19 protein-coding genes, 3 tRNA genes and 1 riboswitch are annotated in these 18,936 nt (G+C 49.0%); of the genes, 1 reads left to right on the top strand and 21 read right to left on the bottom strand.

Annotated features, from left to right (window positions below):
- Window positions 1–8 precede the first annotated feature (8 nt).
- The 8 genes from mutM to NQ534_RS12935 form a co-directional block, all read right to left on the bottom strand.
- Window positions 9–833, bottom strand: coding sequence for a DNA-formamidopyrimidine glycosylase (gene mutM, locus NQ534_RS12970; RefSeq protein ID WP_040785202.1), 825 nt, complete (start codon window positions 831–833; stop codon window positions 9–11).
- 260 nt (window positions 834–1,093) lie between these two features.
- Complete coding sequence (locus NQ534_RS12965) at window positions 1,094–2,023, bottom strand: DMT family transporter (RefSeq protein WP_006864112.1); 930 nt, start codon at window positions 2,021–2,023, stop codon at window positions 1,094–1,096.
- A gap of 34 nt (window positions 2,024–2,057) precedes the next feature.
- A complete protein-coding gene (locus NQ534_RS12960; RefSeq protein ID WP_006864111.1) occupies window positions 2,058–2,297 on the bottom strand; it encodes an ATP-binding cassette domain-containing protein in 240 nt (79 codons plus the stop codon).
- Between the two features lie 27 nt (window positions 2,298–2,324).
- The gene (locus NQ534_RS12955) at window positions 2,325–2,765 is read right to left on the bottom strand and encodes an ATP-binding cassette domain-containing protein (RefSeq protein WP_006864110.1); all 441 of its coding nucleotides are present in this window, start codon (window positions 2,763–2,765) and stop codon (window positions 2,325–2,327) included.
- Window positions 2,749–3,678, bottom strand: a complete 930-nt coding sequence (locus NQ534_RS12950; protein ID WP_006864109.1) for an ABC transporter ATP-binding protein — start codon at window positions 3,676–3,678, stop codon at window positions 2,749–2,751. The genes NQ534_RS12955 and NQ534_RS12950 overlap by 17 nt, the downstream gene beginning before the upstream one ends.
- Before the next feature lie 8 nt (window positions 3,679–3,686).
- Entirely contained in the window at window positions 3,687–4,493 is an 807-nt protein-coding gene (locus NQ534_RS12945; RefSeq protein WP_074680072.1) for an ABC transporter permease, read from the bottom strand.
- Window positions 4,483–5,475, bottom strand: a complete 993-nt coding sequence (locus NQ534_RS12940; RefSeq protein WP_006862922.1) for an ABC transporter permease — start codon at window positions 5,473–5,475, stop codon at window positions 4,483–4,485. Before NQ534_RS12940 ends, NQ534_RS12945 begins: the two co-directional genes overlap by 11 nt.
- A 64-nt stretch (window positions 5,476–5,539) precedes the next feature.
- Window positions 5,540–7,183 carry an ABC transporter substrate-binding protein gene (locus NQ534_RS12935; RefSeq protein ID WP_006862923.1) on the bottom strand — a complete coding sequence of 548 codons (1,644 nt, stop codon included), beginning with the start codon at window positions 7,181–7,183 and terminating at the stop codon, window positions 5,540–5,542.
- 141 nt (window positions 7,184–7,324) lie between these two features.
- A riboswitch (cobalamin riboswitch) is annotated at window positions 7,325–7,530 on the bottom strand.
- Window positions 7,531–7,740: 210 nt separating this feature from the next.
- Between NQ534_RS12935 and NQ534_RS12930 the strand changes: the two genes are divergently transcribed.
- Window positions 7,741–7,813 (top strand) — tRNA-Thr (locus NQ534_RS12930).
- A gap of 706 nt (window positions 7,814–8,519) precedes the next feature.
- On the opposite strand, the gene NQ534_RS12925 is transcribed toward NQ534_RS12930, so the two are convergent.
- The 13 genes from NQ534_RS12925 to NQ534_RS12865 all read right to left on the bottom strand — a co-directional run bounded on the left by NQ534_RS12925 (window position 8,520) and on the right by NQ534_RS12865 (window position 18,849).
- Complete coding sequence (locus tag NQ534_RS12925; protein WP_006862927.1) at window positions 8,520–9,656, bottom strand: DUF8451 domain-containing protein; 1,137 nt, start codon at window positions 9,654–9,656, stop codon at window positions 8,520–8,522.
- Window positions 9,657–9,684: 28 nt separating this feature from the next.
- Window positions 9,685–9,861 (bottom strand): AlbA family DNA-binding domain-containing protein, encoded by a 177-nt coding sequence (locus tag NQ534_RS12920; RefSeq protein ID WP_157200744.1) that lies wholly within the window; start codon window positions 9,859–9,861, stop codon window positions 9,685–9,687.
- 189 nt (window positions 9,862–10,050) lie between these two features.
- On the bottom strand, window positions 10,051–10,788 hold the full coding sequence (rlmB, locus tag NQ534_RS12915; protein ID WP_006862930.1) for a 23S rRNA (guanosine(2251)-2'-O)-methyltransferase RlmB: 738 nt from the start codon (window positions 10,786–10,788) through the stop codon (window positions 10,051–10,053).
- The gene (locus NQ534_RS12910; protein WP_006862931.1) at window positions 10,785–10,940 is read right to left on the bottom strand and encodes a hypothetical protein; all 156 of its coding nucleotides are present in this window, start codon (window positions 10,938–10,940) and stop codon (window positions 10,785–10,787) included. The genes rlmB and NQ534_RS12910 overlap by 4 nt, the downstream gene beginning before the upstream one ends.
- Window positions 10,941–10,963: 23 nt before the next feature.
- On the bottom strand, window positions 10,964–11,431 hold the full coding sequence (locus NQ534_RS12905; protein WP_006862932.1) for a Mini-ribonuclease 3: 468 nt from the start codon (window positions 11,429–11,431) through the stop codon (window positions 10,964–10,966).
- Entirely contained in the window at window positions 11,416–12,825 is a 1,410-nt protein-coding gene (cysS, locus tag NQ534_RS12900) for a cysteine--tRNA ligase (RefSeq protein WP_006862933.1), read from the bottom strand. Before cysS ends, NQ534_RS12905 begins: the two co-directional genes overlap by 16 nt.
- Window positions 12,826–13,087: 262 nt before the next feature.
- A complete protein-coding gene (locus tag NQ534_RS12895; protein WP_006862935.1) occupies window positions 13,088–13,957 on the bottom strand; it encodes a KilA-N domain-containing protein in 870 nt (289 codons plus the stop codon).
- Window positions 13,958–14,333: 376 nt separating this feature from the next.
- A complete protein-coding gene (locus tag NQ534_RS12890) occupies window positions 14,334–16,007 on the bottom strand; it encodes a GNAT family N-acetyltransferase (RefSeq protein ID WP_207645541.1) in 1,674 nt (557 codons plus the stop codon).
- Window positions 16,008–16,044: 37 nt separating this feature from the next.
- Window positions 16,045–16,608: a 2-C-methyl-D-erythritol 2,4-cyclodiphosphate synthase gene (ispF, locus tag NQ534_RS12885; RefSeq protein WP_040784112.1), complete on the bottom strand. Its 564-nt coding sequence runs from the start codon at window positions 16,606–16,608 to the stop codon at window positions 16,045–16,047.
- A 240-nt stretch (window positions 16,609–16,848) separates the two neighbouring features.
- Window positions 16,849–17,097 (bottom strand): hypothetical protein, encoded by a 249-nt coding sequence (locus tag NQ534_RS12880; protein WP_143115792.1) that lies wholly within the window; start codon window positions 17,095–17,097, stop codon window positions 16,849–16,851.
- A 355-nt stretch (window positions 17,098–17,452) separates the two neighbouring features.
- Window positions 17,453–17,526 (bottom strand) — tRNA-Met (locus NQ534_RS12875).
- Window positions 17,527–17,582: 56 nt separating this feature from the next.
- Window positions 17,583–17,655 (bottom strand) — tRNA-Val (locus NQ534_RS12870).
- Between the two features lie 207 nt (window positions 17,656–17,862).
- A complete protein-coding gene (locus tag NQ534_RS12865) occupies window positions 17,863–18,849 on the bottom strand; it encodes a diaminopimelate dehydrogenase (protein WP_040784117.1) in 987 nt (328 codons plus the stop codon).
- Between the last annotated feature and the right edge of the window lie 87 nt (window positions 18,850–18,936).

Below are 18,936 nucleotides of genomic sequence, written 5' to 3'. Positions count from 1 at the left end.
CTCCGGTTTTATTTCTGGCACTGCAGGCAGTAGACGCTGCTGCGCCCTGCAATCCTGCTGCCTGCCAGCGGCGCCCCGCATTTCGGACATGGCGCTCCTTTATGCCCGTATACCTGCAAATACGGCGTGTTCCGGTAATCCCTTCCCTTGCTCTTCAGATAGTCCTCCGCAGAAATCTCATTCTTCTCCACAAAGAACTGCATTGTCCGCGGGATTTCCTCCGCCAGGCGCTCCCACTCTTTTTCCGTCAGCGAACACGCCCCGCGTCCGGGATAAATACCTGCTGCAAATAAAATTTCATCTGAATAGATATTTCCGATTCCGGCAACATATTGCTGGCAGAGCAGCCAGTCCTTGATTGCCTTCCGGCTGGCGCCCGCCTTTTCTCTGAGATATCCGGCCGTCAGCCTTTCGTCCGACGGCTCCGGTCCGAGCGTCTGCATCCCGGTAAAGGTGTCCGGCTCATCCTTCTGCAGAAACCACCATCTTCCGAAACGTCTCATATCCAGGAAACGCAGCTCCCTGCCATCGTCCAGAGAGAGAACAAGCTGCGTATATTTCTCCGGCGGCGAATCCGCCGGCAGCACCAGGAGCTGTCCCGTCATGCGCAGATGCACCACTGCACGCGAGCCGTTTTGAAAAATAATCTGCAGATATTTTCCCCGCCTGCACAGCCGTTCAATCACCGCCCCACACACGTTCTCTGCAAACTGCTCCGTCTGCGGATGCGCCACCACCTCCGGGCGGACAACCAACAGCTTCGTAACCGTTCTTCCGCCAAGCTGCGGCTCAAGAACTCTTCTTATCATTTCCACTTCCGCTAATTCCGGCATTTTATCCTCCTGCATTTTCCTGCCCCGGCACAGCGGCGCATCTCTTTCTGCATATGTGACCTTCTTCCGATGCGTCATGTCACTCCCTGCTTATGCGACCTTTCCCCGGCGCGTCATGTCACTCCCTGCTTATGCGGCTTCTCCCGGCGCGTCATGTCACTCCCTGCTTATGCGACCTTTCCCCGGCGCGTCATGTCGCTCCCTGCTTATGCGGTCTTTCCCCAGCGCGTCATGTCACTCCCTGCTTATGCAGCCTTCTTCTAAGCCTGTCTTTCCCGGCAGGCACGCCCCTTTGTCTCCTTCGGCGCAAGGTTACATATAATAATAGAAGCAAACACCAGAAGCATTCCTGCCGCCTGCCATGCGTCTACCCGGTCTCCAAACAGCACGATACCGAGAATGGACGCCGTCACCGGCTCCACCGAAGCAAGGATGGACGCCGTCCCGTTTTCCACACTGGACAGCCCCATTGTATATACAAAATAGGGCACCACCGTGCTCACCAGACCGAACACCAGAGAAATCCCGGCATGAGCGGCATCCGCCGTCACCGCGTCCCACACAGCTCCCATATCCGCGAACGGCAGCACGCCCACCGAAGCAAATGTAAAAGTATAAAAAAGAATCGTCAGAGGATGATAGCCTCTCTCCAGCGCATAGCGGCTGAAAATAGAGTATAGCGCATAGCCAAAGCCCGCGCCCAGACCGACCAGCAGTCCCGCCGGTGTCAGCGTATGTCCGTTTCCCACAAGCCCTGCCACCAGAGCGCAGCCGATTACCACCATCACCAGCGCCGCCATTTTCGCGGGCGTGATTTTCTCGCGAAACAGCACCGCCGACATCAGGACCACCATCACCGGTGCGGTGTACAGCAGCACCGCCGCCACCGGCATGGAGGTTTCCATAATCGTGCGGAAATAGCAGTAATTAAAAAACACAATGCTGCACAGACCGGTACCCAGAAAGCACCAGATATCACGCAGCCGGATTTTCAGAAGCTTCCTCTGAAAAACAACAAGAAGCACAAGCATACAAACCATTGTTACATAAGAACGCAGCGCCACGATCTCAAAGCTCTCCATTCCCCATGCATTCAGAGTGCGCACAAAAATCCCCATGCTTCCCCACAGACAGCCCGCCAACAAAATCAGAAACGGCGCGGTTTTCTTTTTCCTATCATTTTTCTCCATATCCGGCTCCCCTTAATATAAATATCACTATCATTCACTGCGATTTTATCACATCTGCACGTGTCGTGCAACACGAATGCAAAAGCAGCTGTCCCTCCTCAATTTCAAAAATCTCATCGCATACCTGGGAAGCCAGCATCCTGTGATGGGTGATGAACAGATACGCCGTCCCGTGTTCCTTCTGGTATTCCGTTAAATAATGAATAATCTGTGCCTGCGAAATAACATCCAGCATACTCGTCGGTTCATCCAGAATAATCAGCTCCGGCTCCATCACAAGAATCCTGGAAAGCGCCGCCCTCTACAGCTCCCCGCCGGATAACTCCATCGGCGCCCGGTGCAGATGCTCCCTGTGCAGTCCGAATTTTTCAATATCTTTCAGGATATCCTCTTCGCCTGCCGGTTTTTTCAGCAGCTTATACGGCTCGCACATGCTTTTTATCAGCGGAAGCGCCGGGTTAAAGGACACCTCCGGATGCTGGAATAAAATCTGGATTTTCCGGCGTTCTTCCCCTTTATAGGGATACGACAGCTCCTTTCCCTTATAAAAAATCCGCCCGGCGGACGGCTTTACCAGTCCGGCAATCATCTGCCCTACTGTAGATTTTCCGCTCCCGCTTTTTCCAAGAAGCCCCGCTGTCTGTCCTGCCTCTATGGACAGATTCACTTCATTTGCCGCGAAAAAGACTTCGCCGCTGCTGCGTCTGTACCGCTTTGACAACTTTTCAGTCTGAAGAAGCATATTTCCAACACCTCACTTTATGACCGCTCACATCAAATACCGGCGGCATTTCCCGGCATTTTTCAAAGCATTCGCTGCACCGCGCCGCATACCGGCATCCCATTTTCTCATAATTGTCATGAGAAACTGAAAATCCCGTCTGAAATTTCAGACCATTCTCCGGCATCGCCATCAGCATATCCCTGGTATATGGATGCAGTGGGCTGCTTAAAATTTCCTCGGTCGATGCATACTCTACCAGATTTGAGGAATACATCACACAGATTCGCCGGCTGATTTCTTTTGCAAATTTCAGGTCATGCGTTACGCACAGAATCGTTTTATCCTCCAACTGCTGAAAGCACCGGACAACCTCGGCAATCCGTTCTTCATCCAGCCCCTTGGTGGGTTCATCCGCCAGAATTGTTCCCGCGTCCGCCGAAATTCCCATAGCGATCAGCGCCCTCTGCTTCATTCCGCCGCTAAATGTATGGGGATACTGTTTTGCTGCCTGTTCTTCATTCCCAATATAAAACCTCTTCATCAGCTCCACACTTTTTCTCCATGCTTCCGCCTTCGGCGTCTTTCTGTGGACGACCATCGGCTCGCTTATCTGGAACCCCACCCGCAGAAGAGGATTCAGCCCGTTTCCGCTTCCCTGGGGCACATAGGAAATCCGGTTTCCCCTGATTTTATTTAACTGTCCCGGCGAAAGCTTCAGCAAATCCACATCTTCAAAAAAAACTTCGCCAGTCACAAGGGCGCCTTCCGGAAGAAGCCCCAGAACAGCCAGCAGAAGAATACTTTTCCCGCTTCCTGTCTCTCCGACAATCGCCACATGCTCGCCCTTTTTTACAGAAAGGCTTACGTGCTCCACCGCCTGCACAGAATGTTCGGAGGCAAATTTTACTGATAAATCTTTAATCTCCAGCATGTTTTCACCTACACTTTCTTCATCTGGCCGTAGTAGCCCACCAGCATAAACCCAAGCACAGCGACACAGATGCAGACAATCGGCGGCAGATACCACCACACCTGGTTTTTCATAATGCTGTTCCGGAAAAATGCATAGTGCAGTACGCCTCCCCAGCTCTTTTCCGTAACGCTTCCAAGCCCCAGGAAGCTTAAGCTGGCTTCTGTCATCATAGCGCTGGAAATCGCCAGCGCCCCTCTTGTCAGAATGATGTCCTTTACATTCGGCAAAATATGTTTGAACAAAATCACCAGCGGAGAAACGCCCAGTGTCCGTTCAATTTTGATAAAAGGCATTTCCGAAATCTGCTGGATTCTTGAACGCAGAATTCTGAGGGTACCTGTCCATGACGTGATACTGATAGAAATAATCAGGCTCCATTTTCCCGGCTCCAGATAAGCCACCAGCAAAACAGTCAGCGGCAGACCCGGCACCGCCATAGCCACATTCGTAATGGCTGTAATAATCTTATCCGCCGTTCCTCCAAAATAACCGGAAATCAATGCAAGCACCGTTCCCACTCCCGTCACAATAAATGCCGCGAAAATGCCGATATACAGTGATACTCTGGTTCCGTAAATCATCTCTGAAAAAATATCCTGTCCTACGTCATTGGTTCCCAGAAGATGTTCCCTGGAAGGCGGGAGATAACTGATCATCATTTCATTTGGATCATATGGCGCAATAAACGGCGCAAAAATAGCGACCAGCAGGAAAAATCCAATAATCAGAAGCCCTGCCGTCATTGCCGGGTTTCTTTTCTTTTTACGCTTCATAGGCACCTCCTGTTTTGATTCTGGGGTCAACTGCCGCATTTACAATATCGCTGAGAAGATTGCTTCCAACTACACATACGGCTGAGAGCAGAAAGCAGAACTGCGCCGTGGGAAAGTCCCGGTTCTGAACCGCATTGTACATCAGCATCCCCATACCCTTCCATCCGAAAACTACTTCTACAATCATGGAGCCTGACAACAGATTCCCCATCTGCATTAAAAAGGAAGTCAGATACGGAACCATCGCATTTTTCATGACATGGAGAAACAGTACATTCTTTCCGGGAAGCCCCTTTGACCTGGCCGTCAGAATATACTCTTCGTTTCTTATCTGTGAAACCGCGCTTTTCATCAGCATAAAATCGCCGGATATACGGAATATCAGCAGAATAATCAGTGGCAGGCACATATGCTCAAGAATGCTTAAAACACGGTCAATGCCCTGTGTCCCTGCCGACACCATGCCGTTAATCGGAAAGATACGCAGCTTATAGGAAAAAACCATTAGAAGCAGGAGACTTAAACAGTTTGAGGGCATCGTGTTCAATACAAGAAAGACCGGCGTCATAATCCGGTCAAACAGTTTTCCGGGTCTCCACCCGGCCAGTACGCCGAGAACAGCTCCGATGATGCCTCCCAGAATCCAGACCGGTACGGAAAGCATCAGGGTCCACTTAGAAGCACTCAGTACATTTTCTACGACGGGCTTCTGGTTGGAATAGGCAATCCCGAAGTCTAAAGTGACAATGCTTTTTAAATATTTTACATATTGCATCTGGAGACTGTCATTCAGTCCGTACTTTTCAATCAGTGTCTCCAGATAAGCCGGATCATTATCCAGAAGGTAATAGTATTCTTCCTGTCCAATCAGATGAATAATCGGATCGCCGGGCATAATATGTACCAGTACAAAGCTGATTGTAATAATCAGATAAATGGTTGCCAGGGCAATCACTGTTTTTTTCAGTATGTGTTTTTGCAAAATACTCTCTCCTTCGGCTCATACAGTCAGGGCGCTGCGACTCTGGCAGCGCCCCGTTTTCTGACTATTTTGTTGTAAGCTCAAACCAGGTGGTGTTGTTAATTACTCCCCAGGACGGGTAGTTGGTCCAGCCCTCATATTTATCCGTGCGATACGGGAAGAACGCCGTCTCCCAGCACAGAGCCTGAGCTGCTCTGGTATCTGACATATATTTCTGCAGTATCTTGCAGTTTTCGATGTAAACCTCGTCCGAGGTCGCGCCGGTCATTGCATAATATGCTTCGTTATATTCCGGATCATGAACGGTTCCCCAGATCCAGGAGGATTCTCCTTCCCGGAGCTCGCCCATGAAATAACGGAATGCGGTGCTGTAAGATGCCATACCGGATGTCGTCAGGGTGATAGACAGATCATAATCTCCTGCTGTCATATTTGCTTCCCAGACCTCACTGTTTGTAATGCTGTCATTGTCCATATGGTTCTTAATGCCTACTTTATCGAGGCTCTGCATGATTACTTCCGCAATACGCATTCTAAGGTCCATGCTGGAGCTGTACTGCGGCGTGACAGCCAGATCCATCGCGCTTCCATCCGGCATTTCACGGTAGCCGTCCCCGTCGATATCCACATATCCGGCTTCATCAAGCATCTCCATTGCTTTCTCCGCATCATATTCAAGCATCGGGAGCGTCTCGTCATAGCCTTTGCAGGTAGGCGGAATAATTCCGGTTCCGGGAACCGTACCATATTCGCCGTTAATGGTGGACGCAAGCAGTTCATAATTCAGCGCGGTACTCACTGCCTTCCGGAATGCCTCGTCATTGCCCGGTGCACGGTCTTTTCCATATTCCAGCTGATAGCATCCGCTGAAAGGACTCTCTCCCAGATCAATATCCGCTGTCCCTTTTACCGTATCAATCACAGGTGCATCAATCGGGTTCGCGTAATTGTACATAGCGTCAATTTCCCCGTTCATCATAGCCATCATCAGGGTCGATTCATCCGAATAGCTCTGTACAGTCACGCTGTCGACTGTCAGCTCGCCAAGGATTGCATTCTCCGAAACCGCTTCATAATAAGAAGTCTGGGCATCCGTATCCACCGATACCAGCTTGTAAGGTCCGCAGCCGATGGCAGCTTCCGGTCCGGTAACGGATGAATAGTCTTCTACGCCTTCCCAGATATGCTTTGGATACACGCAGGCATTATTATTGCAGGTGGAATTAATCCAGTAGTAGGCATCCGGTTCCGAGAAAATCAGCGATGCGCTGTCCTCGCCCGTAAATTCAATCCGCTCCAGATTCTGTAAGCTTCCAACTTTTTTTACGTCCCGCATGTATTCAAATGTAAATTCAATATCGTCTTTTGTCACCGGTTCTCCGTCATGCCATACCGCATCCAACGGGAATGTGAAATCAATCTGCTTTCCATCCTCTGATATTTCAAAGGACTTAAAGAAATACGGCTGCAATTCATTATTTGCGTCACGGTACACGAAATCTCCCTGCGTAAATCCGTTATAATTCATTCTGCCGAAGGCATCCGTCTGGGTCAGGGCATTAAATACATTGTTTTCAGCCGTAGTACCGATAACCAGATTTTCAACATGGTTTCCTGATGTTTCTTCTGCTTTTGCTTCCTGCCGGTATCCTGTGCATATCGTAGCGCACATTGTCAGAGCCATAAATATACCGGCTGCTTTTTTCATCCTTTGTCCTCCTTTTTGATGATGGGCAGATTACGGATATGTGAAAAGAGAATCAAAAAAGGCGTACTGTCTCCCGATGAAAACAGCACGCCTTATGATTTCCCGCTTCAGCAAATGCATCTATTTTCCCATCGAAAATAATACATACCTCACAAAAAAGCAGGTCTCCTGGCTTTGGTTCCTCCTCCTTATCACCTTCCCAATGGCAACGCATCAGTGGCTTTGATAATTCGTCCCCTACACAGTAGCGAGGGCTGCTGCGGATTCTCACCGCATTCCCTTTTCATCCGATGACGGACAGATTTTCTCCATCTATGTCCTTCACCGGAACTTTTTTGTGTTTTATTTTTAACAAACTTATCATAACATGAATGCATTCGTCTGTAAAGCTTATTCTCAAAACGTAACGGCGCATCTAAAATGAAAAAGTACCCACATATTTCCCCCTGCAGTGGAAGTTATTTTTTCATTTTTTGAAATACAAAAATACAAATCTTTTGCTTGACAATCGCGTGAGAGTATGGTAACATTTCATACTGTAGCGAGTAATCGCGCAGGCTGATGTGGCACAGGTGGTAGCGCACCTCATTGGTAGTGAGGAGGTCACGGGTCCGAGTCCCGTCATCAGCTTTTGTAAAGTCCGATGCTTATCGGACTTTTTATTTTTATAAAAAACGGGCAGACTACGGGAAGCCGATTCGCTGTTTCCGTATATTTCCTTTACAGACAGTTCCTATATAATACTACACAGTGTTTTTCTTTCCAACAGGCACTCAATATCCTCTGAAAAAAAACTGTTTTCCAGTGTTATTCCTTTATCCAGTTTTTCAAGAACCGAATATTTTTCTTCCTTATATTCTTTAGAGATAATCGCATATACTTTCTGAACCGGGGAGCCATCCTTTGAAAAAGAAAAATCCTTTTCCGTCAAACGCCTGTCCAGACATTTTTCATAAAAGTGTTTAGAAAAGGGAATGTCTGCGCCGCAGCACCGATCATTCCCTTCTCATGATTGATTTTTCTGTTGTCTGCCAACCTCCTGCACCTACGTCTAGATAATAACAGGTTTTTCCGTTGCCTGTCAACCTCCGACACCTGCGTTCGGAAAACGTATCAGATTTTAGGTGTCAACCCACCGCTGATGCACAGCTTTTCTAATTACATTTTACAAGATTCTCCCGCAAAATACAATCACAACTTTATTTTATGTGGCTGCGGCATCTATATTCAAGCCAATTTTATTTTTAAATTTTTTGCCTAAAAGCGTTCTTTTTTCACAGCCCCTTTCTTCACACAATTGTAAGCGCCCTTTCTGGTTTCTTCGAAATATCTGACGTCATTCGCCAGTTATAATCCATTTTTCTTTCCGGGCAGAACCTTCTCTGTGAATTCGTCCGCGTTCTTTTAATATCTCTATGGCCAATTTTGCCTGTTTATCGGACAATTGCAGTCTCCGACTAATTTCAGCACGTGAAAACGATGGGTCATTTGCAATTAATTCATATACAGCAGCTGTCCTCCTTTTAATCTCACTCTCTTTTTTTGTGGTTTCTGGTCCTTTTTCTGGTCTTTTTTCTGATTCTTCTCCTAAAAGGACCGAACCTTTCTCCACCAATGGCAATGTGACCACTGTCTTGCTTGGTCCATCTTCGCCAAAATACTCCTCGATCGTAGGTTCTATATATCCGGCATCTTCCCACACTGAAAATATGTCTGGCACACCGCTGCCTGCGTGTTCACCATACCCAATCAGATTAAACATCTTCATAATGTTTGCATTGCGGGGTTCTGAATCGCCGCCGCGAAGCATCTGCCGTTTTCCCACAATACTCGTCCCCGGATTTTTAATGATGATCTTGTCAGCATAGCTGTCAATCACAACACCACGGGTGAGAAAGTAATCTGCATTTACAAGACAGTTTACCAATGCTTCCCTGACCGCATCGTGCATTGGGGTCTCATCTACACGAACCATATCGACAAGTTTAAACGGAACTTTCAGCAGCCGGAGCAGCTTCCTGGAAACCTGGGTGAAAAAATCAAATACATTTCCAGACCAGTCCGGCGACTGTGACTGAATCCGATCCGTCCAGCGGACAGAAGGATCTGCATGGTCTCTATAGTCCAGGAAATACGCTGGGTACTCCCTTGTAATCTTATATTCTTTCCCGAACATGAGAAGTCCGGCACAGGTGGGATGGAGTGCCCTATCCTTACAGTCATCACTGGCAGCGCCAATCATTTCGAGGAACTCCCCATCCGGCAATTTCGTCCACGCATGGTCAGGATGCCTGGTTGCGAACCACACCCTGTAACTCTTTACGGATTCCTGGTCAAAATCGGAAAGTTCCAGATTCAGCAGCACTTTCATATCAGAAGTCAGGCGGGTCTGGTCACGGAGCATTGCCTTTACTTCCGCCTCCGTGCAATGATAATCGCCCTCATTATTCCTTTTAAAAGAGCCTTTGAACATATCCCCATTGACAAAAACCGGCTTTACTTCACGATCCGTCCTTCCGTTCCTTCACACCACATATGATAACCCCGCCATAGGTATTTGCCATAGCGGAGTAAGTATCCCACAGGCTCTGGGGCAAGCCGCCCTCTGCCGCTTTTACCTCCCGCCTGTTGTCTTCTCTATACTCATCAAATTGTGTCAGATCAAAAACATCATCCAAAATCACCCGCCTCCTTCCCGCAATCCTGCAAACGATATACATATCCAGATACTATTATACTCAAACCTCCACTCCTTATCAAGAAATTCTACGATCACGTTTTTGTCGTATACATAGCAGCAAAAAATCCCCATCTTTCGATGAGGATTTTTGTCTGTCATTCAATGATGCATATATCATCCGACAGATTTATCGTCTCTGGCGGACGATCTCGTATGCCATCACGCCAGCCGCCACCGATGCGTTGAGGGAGTCGATGTCTCCCTTCATCGGTATGGAGGCTGTGAAATCGCATTTTTCTTTCACAAGACGGCTGACGCCCTCGCCTTCGCTGCCGATCACAAGCCCGATGGGACCCTTTAAGTCCAGATCATACATCGGCGTGCCGTTCATATCGGCACACACGAACCAGATGCCCTTCTGTTTCAGCTCCTCAATGGTTTTGGCAAGGTTAGTCACCTTCGCCACCGGCGTATAGTTTAAGGCTCCCGCCGAGGTTTTCGCCACGGTCGCCGTCAGCCCGGCAGCCCGACGCTTTGGAATAATCACGCCGTGTGCGCCCGCCAGATTTGCCGTTCGGATAATCGCGCCCAGATTGTGCGGATCCTCGATGCCGTCCAGCAGGATCAGAAATGGCGCCTCGCCTTTTTCCTCTGCGATTTTCAGAATATCATCCACTTCCGCATATTCATACGCGGCCGCATAAGCAATCACACCCTGGTGACTGCCTGTCTCACTCATCTGGTCCAGACGCTCTTTCGTCACAAATTGCAGAAGGGTGTCATGCTTCTTCGCTTCCCGGATAATCGTGCGCACCGGACCGTCCTGGCAGCCGTCCAGCACGAACAGCTTGTCAATGGTTTTCCCGGAACGGAACGCCTCAATCACCGCATTTCTTCCCTCTATCGTCAGTTCTTCATATCTCATATGCTTCCCTCACATGTATAATTTCCATAAAGCTGCAGGCAGATTGCCCTGACATTCATCTGCGTGATATGCCCGGCTAACTGCCCTGCCGCTTCTCTTCGTAATATCATATACCAGGCAAACCACCGCGCCGCTTCTCTGCATAATATCATATACCAGGCAGACCGCCCTGCTGCTACTCTGTGCCGCCATCCGGACCTGCTTCCGGACCGCCCTTTTCTGTCTGCAGTCCCGCCCGCATAAGGTCCACAATCCGTCTCATATCCTTTTTCAGATACAGATACCCCATCAGCGCCTCCAGCCCGGTCGCTTTGTGGTAATCGGAATGGGTGGCGTTTTTCGCCTTTGTGTGCGGCTTTGCATTGTGTCCCCGCCGGTAAATGGCAAGCTCCTCCTCTGTCAGAAGCGGCATGATTTCCTCGATCATTTCCGCCTGGGCGGAGGCTTTCACCAGCATACTTGCCTTTTTGTGCAGCTTCTGCACCTGGCAGTTATGCTGACGGACAAGCATCGTGCGGATAACCAGATCAAAAATATCATCCCCGATATATGCCAGCACCAGCGGGGAATATTCCCGCAGATCCACCTCCGGCAGCTCTAATTTTTCTTCAAGATACGCAAGAAAATCTACGCTCTCTTCCATTTTACACCTTCTCTGGTATCCTTTAGGATAATGCCCTTTCCTAGCAGAATATCGCGGATTTCGTCGGCGCGCGCAAAGTTTTTCGCCTTTCTTGCCGCCTGGCGTTCCTCAATCAGAGCCTCAATCTCCGCATCCAGCATCTCTTCCTTTTTCTCCACAATCAGACCAAGGATGTCGGAAAGCTCCACAATTTTATCCTTCACCGCTTCCGCGAGCGCCTTCGAGCTGTCCTCCGTCACATTGGTATTGGCAAATTTTACCAGCTCAAAAATCGCTGAAATCGCATCCGCCGTGTTGAAATCATCATCCATCGCGTCATCAAATTTCTTCTCATATTCCGCAAGCGCCTTCTGCGTCTCAGCCTCCGGCTCCGTGAGCGTCTCCTGTGACGCATTGCCCGCAAGGAATTTCAGATTTTCCACCGCATTAACGATACGGTTCAGACCATTTCCCGCCGCCTCCATCAATTCCGCGCTGAAATTAAGCGGGCTGCGGTAATGCGCGCTGAGCATAAAGAAGCGCAGCACCTGCAGATCATATTTTTCACTGATCTCGCGCACCGTAAAGAAGTTGCCCAGGGATTTGGACATCTTGCGGTTATCGATGTTCAGAAAGCCGTTGTGCATCCAGTAACGCGCAAAAATCTTGCCATTGCAGCACTCGCTCTGCGCGATTTCGTTTTCATGGTGCGGAAAGATCAGATCCTCCCCGCCCGCGTGAATGTCGATTTCTTCTCCGAGATATTTTTTCGACATCACGGAGCACTCGATATGCCAGCCCGGACGCCCCTGGCACCACGGAGATTCCCAGTACGGCTCCCCTTCTTTTTTCGGCTTCCACAGAACGAAATCCAGTGGGTCCTCCTTCTGCTCTTCCCCGGAAACGAGCAGCGAGCGGTTTCCACCGCGCAGGTCATCCAGATTTTTATGAGAAAGCTTGCCGTACTCCTTAAACTTGCGTGTGCGGAAATAAACCGTACCGTCCGCTGCCGGGTAGGCATAACCTTTTTCAATCAATGTGGAAATCATCTCAATCATTCCGTCGATTTCCTGTGTTGCCAGCGGATGCGTGGTAGCGGGCTTTACATTCATGCCCTCCATATCCTTTTTACATTCCGCGATATAGCGCTGAGAAATCTCGTCCGCCGTGACGCCCTCCTCCTGCGCTTTTTTGATAATCTTATCATCCACATCCGTGAAATTGGATACAAAATTGACCTCGTACCCCTTATGCTCCATATAGCGCCGCACCGTGTCGAATACGATCATCGGACGCGCGTTTCCAATATGGATGAAGTTATAAACCGTCGGTCCGCAGACATACATGCTCACCTTTCCCGGCACCAGCGGCACAAACTCCTCTTTTTTCTTTGAAAGCGTGTTATAGATTTTCATAATCCAGGCTCCATTTTGTAAATATATTTTTCCCGTTATCCTGTTACTGCTCAATCTGTGCGCAGTAACTTATCTTCCCTAGTGTATTAAATTTTTCACGTTTTGTCAACCGAAAGCGGCACAGAGCAGTCTATCTACAACAAACACCCTGCAAGTATAAACGGCACCAAAATAATCTAACAGCTAATCCGCTTACTTTTTCGATTCATAGCATACCTTATTCATTATATTACGTGTTCAGCATCGTTTTCTGTTTATGAAATCAATTATTTTTAACATTATCGCCAATAATATTCTTCTTCAACACTTCTATCGTTTCTTTATTCTTTTTAAGAATCTCAAGCTGTCGATACGCCTTTTCTCTCAATATTTTCAATCTTTCAATTTTTGGAATTTCCTGTCTTATCAAATCAGCGTTAGTATCTTCCAGGTTGATAAGTACCACCAATTCTTCTGCTGAAGCAAAATCCCTAATATTAGGCGTTTTGCCGCTTATTCCTTTTTCATTTCTCCACTGCGCTGCCGTTTTCCCAAACAAAGCCATGTTAAGAATATCTGCCTCTGAAGCATATGTATAAGCCATTTCCTGCGGAGATAATGTCGGTGTTATCAGAAATTCCTTTACCGCATCTGTATGGATACGATAATTTATTTTTGAAAGTTCTCTCTTTGCATCCCAACCTATCGCAAGCCGATTTGCTTCATCTTTCTTTAATCTCTGGTAATCCTTAATAATATAGAGCTTAAATTCTGGCGAAATCCAAGACGCGAATTCAAAAGCTATATCTGTATGAGCATACGTACCGCCATATCGTCCTGATTTTGATACAATACCGATTGCATCCGTTGCTTTTATCCATTGCTGTGGTGTCAATGTAAACGCATTATCTCCCGACTCCGCTTTAAACCTATCGAATTCGATAGGTTTAAAATTGGGATTGTGAATCTGTTCCCACAACCCCAAGAATGAAATCGTGGAATGATTCCGCATCCAGTTCGCAACCACGATAAACGCATTATCTGGATTTTTATATTTAGCAATGTCTGTTATAGATATGTAGGCTTCTTCATTTACGACATCACCCATCACTCTTATCTCTGTTCCATTGGCATCTATTTTCATATTTTTCATAAAGTTTTTAAAATCTCCTCTCCGGTATGATTTTCTTTTTATAATCTGCAGACCATTATATATTCTTCGTTTTCATCTTAATTATACATGGAAGTACAAACAATTTCAATTCCAGCGCCAGCTTAAAGCGCAATGCCGCCTGCGCCATACCGGTTATTGTCCGCTCCGTTCACAGTAATCCATGCCGGACTAAAAAACGTTCACTGGACGTTTTTGTCGTATGCATGGCAACACAGACATTTCAGCCAGACTGCCCTGTTATCCGCAAAAATCCCATCGCGAAGCGATGAGATTTTTGCACTCTTGTATCTTTTTCTTATGGTCTTTGCAACAAGCGCAAAGGTCTGTCTGAGCTGTTACGACACAGACTGCCTGCTTACACAAGTTCGTTAAAATACAGCGGATGCAGCGGCTCTATCCCCGCCGCCTCCAGCACCGGATGCGGACGAATGCCAAAGAGTGCGTCCGTCAGCTCCTGTATCGTCATTTCCAGGCAGGGCAGCTCTGACACCACTCTCCCGCACGCTCCGAACTGCTCTTGCGCTGCTTCCCAGCACACTCCGTTCTGTGCCTGCGCCACCTTCACATAAGCTCCGGGCTCTTGCGCCGCCCCGTCGGAGCCGGGATTATCTATCTTCTCCAGCCTGCCACCGCGTCCGGATACCTGCAGAGAAAACCAGCCGTTGTTTTGCGGTATCCACTCGTCTTTTATATGAAGGAAGCACGCAAAAGGCTTTGGAGCGCGGATTTTTTCCGCAAGGGCATACAGATTTGTGATGCGTACCATCGTCATTGGACGCCAGGCGTATTCCCTGCTGGAAACTCCCGCAATTTCCGTACCGGGAAGCAGCCCGCTCACCTTTACCGGCAGCTCCTCCCGGAAGTGCTCCGTTACCGCCCGGAGCGCCTGCGCATACAGAAACGGATTTTTCGTATCCAGTACCAGCTCCCAGACCTCCGCCGCATCCTCAAGACCGGTAAAACACCAGCCCCGCAGGCGCAGCTTTATCCCGGAATTACTCCCGCCGGTTTCCGCATATATCTCCCCGCCGGTTTTGCCGCACGCCTCATCTGCTCCTTCGCGCCATTCGGTTTTGCCGTACGCCTCATCTGTTCCTTCGTTCCATCCGGTTTTGCCGCACGCCTCATCCGGCTCTTCCTCCGTATAGAACAGAAGAATGCCGCCGTTTACCGCTTCCTGCTCCTTCCAGATTCTCTCATAGTATGCGGTATCGCGTTTCGTGTGCACCACACCGCTTTCCGACAGCACGCGCTCCGAAAAATCCGCCAGCCCGGCAAGCTGTGAATGCTGTGCGCGCCTGCAGATGATTCCGGCACCATCATTGACTCTCTGACCATACCGGATTCCGGCGCCGGAGGCTGCCCGTCCACCATAACTCCCGATACCATCACCGACTTTCTGACCGCACCGGATTCCGGCACCGGAGACTGCCTGTCCATGCGCCGTCACGCCCGGCTCTTCTACCGATGCAGCGCGCACTTCCACTTCTTCCTCTTTTGGCACCGCCGGGGCAAATACGCTTCCCAGCGTCAGTATATTCTGATAATATACCGTGCGGAATCCAAACGGCAGATAGATTTTTTCCGATACCGGCATCAGATAGACAAACGGCTCTCCCTCCCGGAAGCTGTCCGCAAACGCTTCCAGCAGCAGCTTTTTCATGCGTCCCTGATGACGGTATTCCTCTCTCGTAGCAACGGCAACTATATAGGAAGTATCCGCCTGCAAATTTCCCATGCAGATCCGGTAGGGATTGCGGTGCAGCATGGCGACCGCCTGCCCGTCCACAAAATCCATATAAATTTTATTATGGTCCGCCACAAATGTATCATAATAATCCAGAAACTGCTGCGTGTCCTCCGGAAAAACCATCTCCCAGAGAGCACGGCTCTCACTTTTCACTTTTTGCGTATTCCGCACGCCAGATCCCCCATCTACTTTCTGCGAACTATCTATACCAGACACTTTTCCCACCTCCTGCCTGCTATACATATCAGACGCTTTGCCCGCCTTCTGCCCGTTATGCATATCAGACACCCTTTCCCCCTTCTGCCTGCTATGCATATCAGATCCCCTGTCCGCAGCCGCCGCAGCTCTGACAACCCCCACCGCAGCCACCTGTGCTCATATAATCGTATTCCATCTGTGAAATATCCACCAGCGGCATCAGCAGGCAGATTGCCTGCGCCGATATTCCCTCGCCGTTTCCGGTAAAGCCCAGCCCCTCCTCTGTCGTCGCCTTGATATTCACCTGGTTCTCCTCGATGCCGAGCGCCTCTGCCACATTCTTCACCATCTGCGGCATGTAAGGCAGCAGCTTCGGGCGCTGCGCGATAATCGTTGCGTCTATGTTTTCTATTATATAATTATTTTCTTCCAGCAGGTCGCCCACGCGCTTCAGCAGCAGAATGCTGGAAATACCCGCATACTGCGCATCTGTATCCGGAAAATGCTTTCCGATATCCCCCAGCGCCGCCGCTCCGAGCAATGCATCCATAATCGCATGAACCGCAACATCGGCATCCGAATGACCGAGCAGTCCCTTTTCATATGGTATCTCGACCCCGCACAAAATCAGCTTCCTGCCCTCCGTCAGCCGGTGGACATCATATCCCATTCCTACTCTCATAACCGCCGCTCCTTTTCTTTTATTCCCGCGAGTAATGAGCCAGGCGCCGTGCTTGCGACGCCCTGCAAGGGCTAGTCCTTTAGGGCACGAGCATTTGGCGAATACCGCGAGGGTCAATACCCCGTTGCCTGCAGCGGGGTATTGGATTCTCTTTCACATTACCACAAAATAAAAAACACCGCAAGGCTATCCCTGCGGCGCTTCCCATTTTCCTGTTCGCTTAACTCTGACAGAATACTCTTATGCTTCTGTTTCCTCATCAGCCGGAGCTTCTGTTGTTTCAGCTTCTGTGTCATCTGCAGCTGCTTCTGTTGTAGTAGCTTCTGTCTCATCTGCAGCGGCGTCTGTCGTTGCTTCTGTTGTAGCTTCTGTTGTTGCTGCTGCCTCTGTTGTTGTAGCTTCTGTCTCCTTGTTGCTGCTTCCGCATCCAACTGCTACCATACCTACTACTGCTGCTACTGCTAATAAAGCAAATACTCTCTTCTTCATTTCAAAATCCTCCTCAAAATCATATGCTTCCAAAAAATGCATATCTCTTTATTACGAATCATATTTTAGCACATATTTTCAAAAAAACAATATTCAGAATCATAATATTTTGTGAAGATTTCGTGAAAAATTATGCAAAAAATATAAATTAATTACACAGTATCAGTGGAAACAGTCAGCAAATCGACCATTTCCGTCCTGAAAAGATAAAAATGCGGCACTTTTCCTGTCCTGGATTCACGCTTTTATAGCTGCATTTCCGGTGGCATTTATGTCTTCCATCGCGACAGCAACAAAAAACTCCCGCTCAATAGCAGGAGTCCTTTCACGCTCCGGCATCTGTCAGAGCTTCAAGTAGCGGAAGGGAGATTTGAACTCTCGACACCACGGGTATGAACCGTGTGCTCTAGCCAACTGAGCTATTCCGCCATGTTATATTCCGGGGCGGCTGTGTCTGCCCCATGATGCTGATAATACATAAAAAGTGGGACCTATAGGGCTCGAACCTATGACCCTCTGCTTGTAAGGCAGATGCTCTCCCAGCTGAGCTAAGATCCCACAGGAAGCGGACTTGTTTCGTCCACTTCCTAAGTATACTATTTATCGGAAAATCCGTCAAGTATTTTTCACACAATCCTGCAAAGTTTTTCAACTAGTTTTTCAGCACAGGTTACTGTTCAAGCGTCAGCCATGCAGATCACAGACCGCCTGCTAAAGCAGACTATCCGCTGCTTCCGCAGCTCCTGTCTGTGGCTGACTAAACTGTTACAGCAGGTGTGCCCGCAGCTCCTCGCCGCTCTTCGGGGAGAGGTACGCCGGTGCGATGTCGAATACGGTCTTGCAACCGCACGCTCCCTCGTCCGCTAGACGCTTTGCCGCGCGCGCATATGCCACCAGAACGCTGGAGGTAAATTCCGGATTGGAATCCAGCTTCAGGCGATACTCGATGATATGCTTGTTTGTGCCGTCCCCGGTCTCGCCGCTGCGGATAACAAAACCGCCGTGCGGGATGCCCTTGTGATTTTTGTCCAGTTCTTCCTGTGTGATAAAGGTTACGGTTGTGTCGTAGTCCGCAAAGTAGTTCGGCATATTTTTAATCTCCGACTCAATGCGCGCCAGATCTGCGCCCTCCTCTGCCACAACAAAGCATTCTCTGGTGTGCTTCTGTCTGGTAGTCAGGTCCGGATTTTCTCCATTACGCACCGCTTCCACCGCGCTTTCCACCGGAACGGTATACTGTCTTGCATCAAGCACACCTTCCACTCTGCGGATAGCGTCGGAATGCCCCTGGCTGACGCCTCTGCCCCAGAAGGTGTAATCCTTACCCTGCGGCAGAATTGCATTGCCGTACAGACGGTTCAGAGAAAACAGACCCGGATCCCAGCCAACAGAAATAATCCCGACGTGACCACTCTCCTTCGCAGCCGCGTCCACATTTGCGAAATGCTCCGGAATCCTGGCGTGCGTATCAAAGCTGTCAATTACATTAAACAGCTTTGCAATTTCCGGTGTCTGCTTCGGAAGGTCCGTGGCGCTTCCGCCGCAGATGATGCAGACGTCAATATCATCTTTCTTCGACGCAAGCTCGTCATAAGCATACACCTTTGCACCCTCCGTGGAAATCTTTACCGAAGCCGGGTCGCGGCGCGTAAACACGCCTGCCAGCTCGCAGTCCTCGTTCTGTTTAATGGCGGCTTCCACGCCGCGTCCGATATTTCCGTAGCCCACAATTCCAATTCTGATTTTGTTCATGTCCTTAAATCTCCTTCTTCCAGCCGGAAAATATCCCCGGCTTTTGTTCCACGATAGTTTAACACTTTCTTCCATCCGCGTCAAATT

Source organism: Marvinbryantia formatexigens DSM 14469, from assembly GCF_025148285.1.
In the GTDB taxonomy this organism is placed as follows: domain Bacteria; phylum Bacillota; class Clostridia; order Lachnospirales; family Lachnospiraceae; genus Marvinbryantia; species Marvinbryantia formatexigens.
Note: the sequence above shows the minus strand (reverse complement) of the source record. Positions and strands in the feature narration are given on the sequence as shown.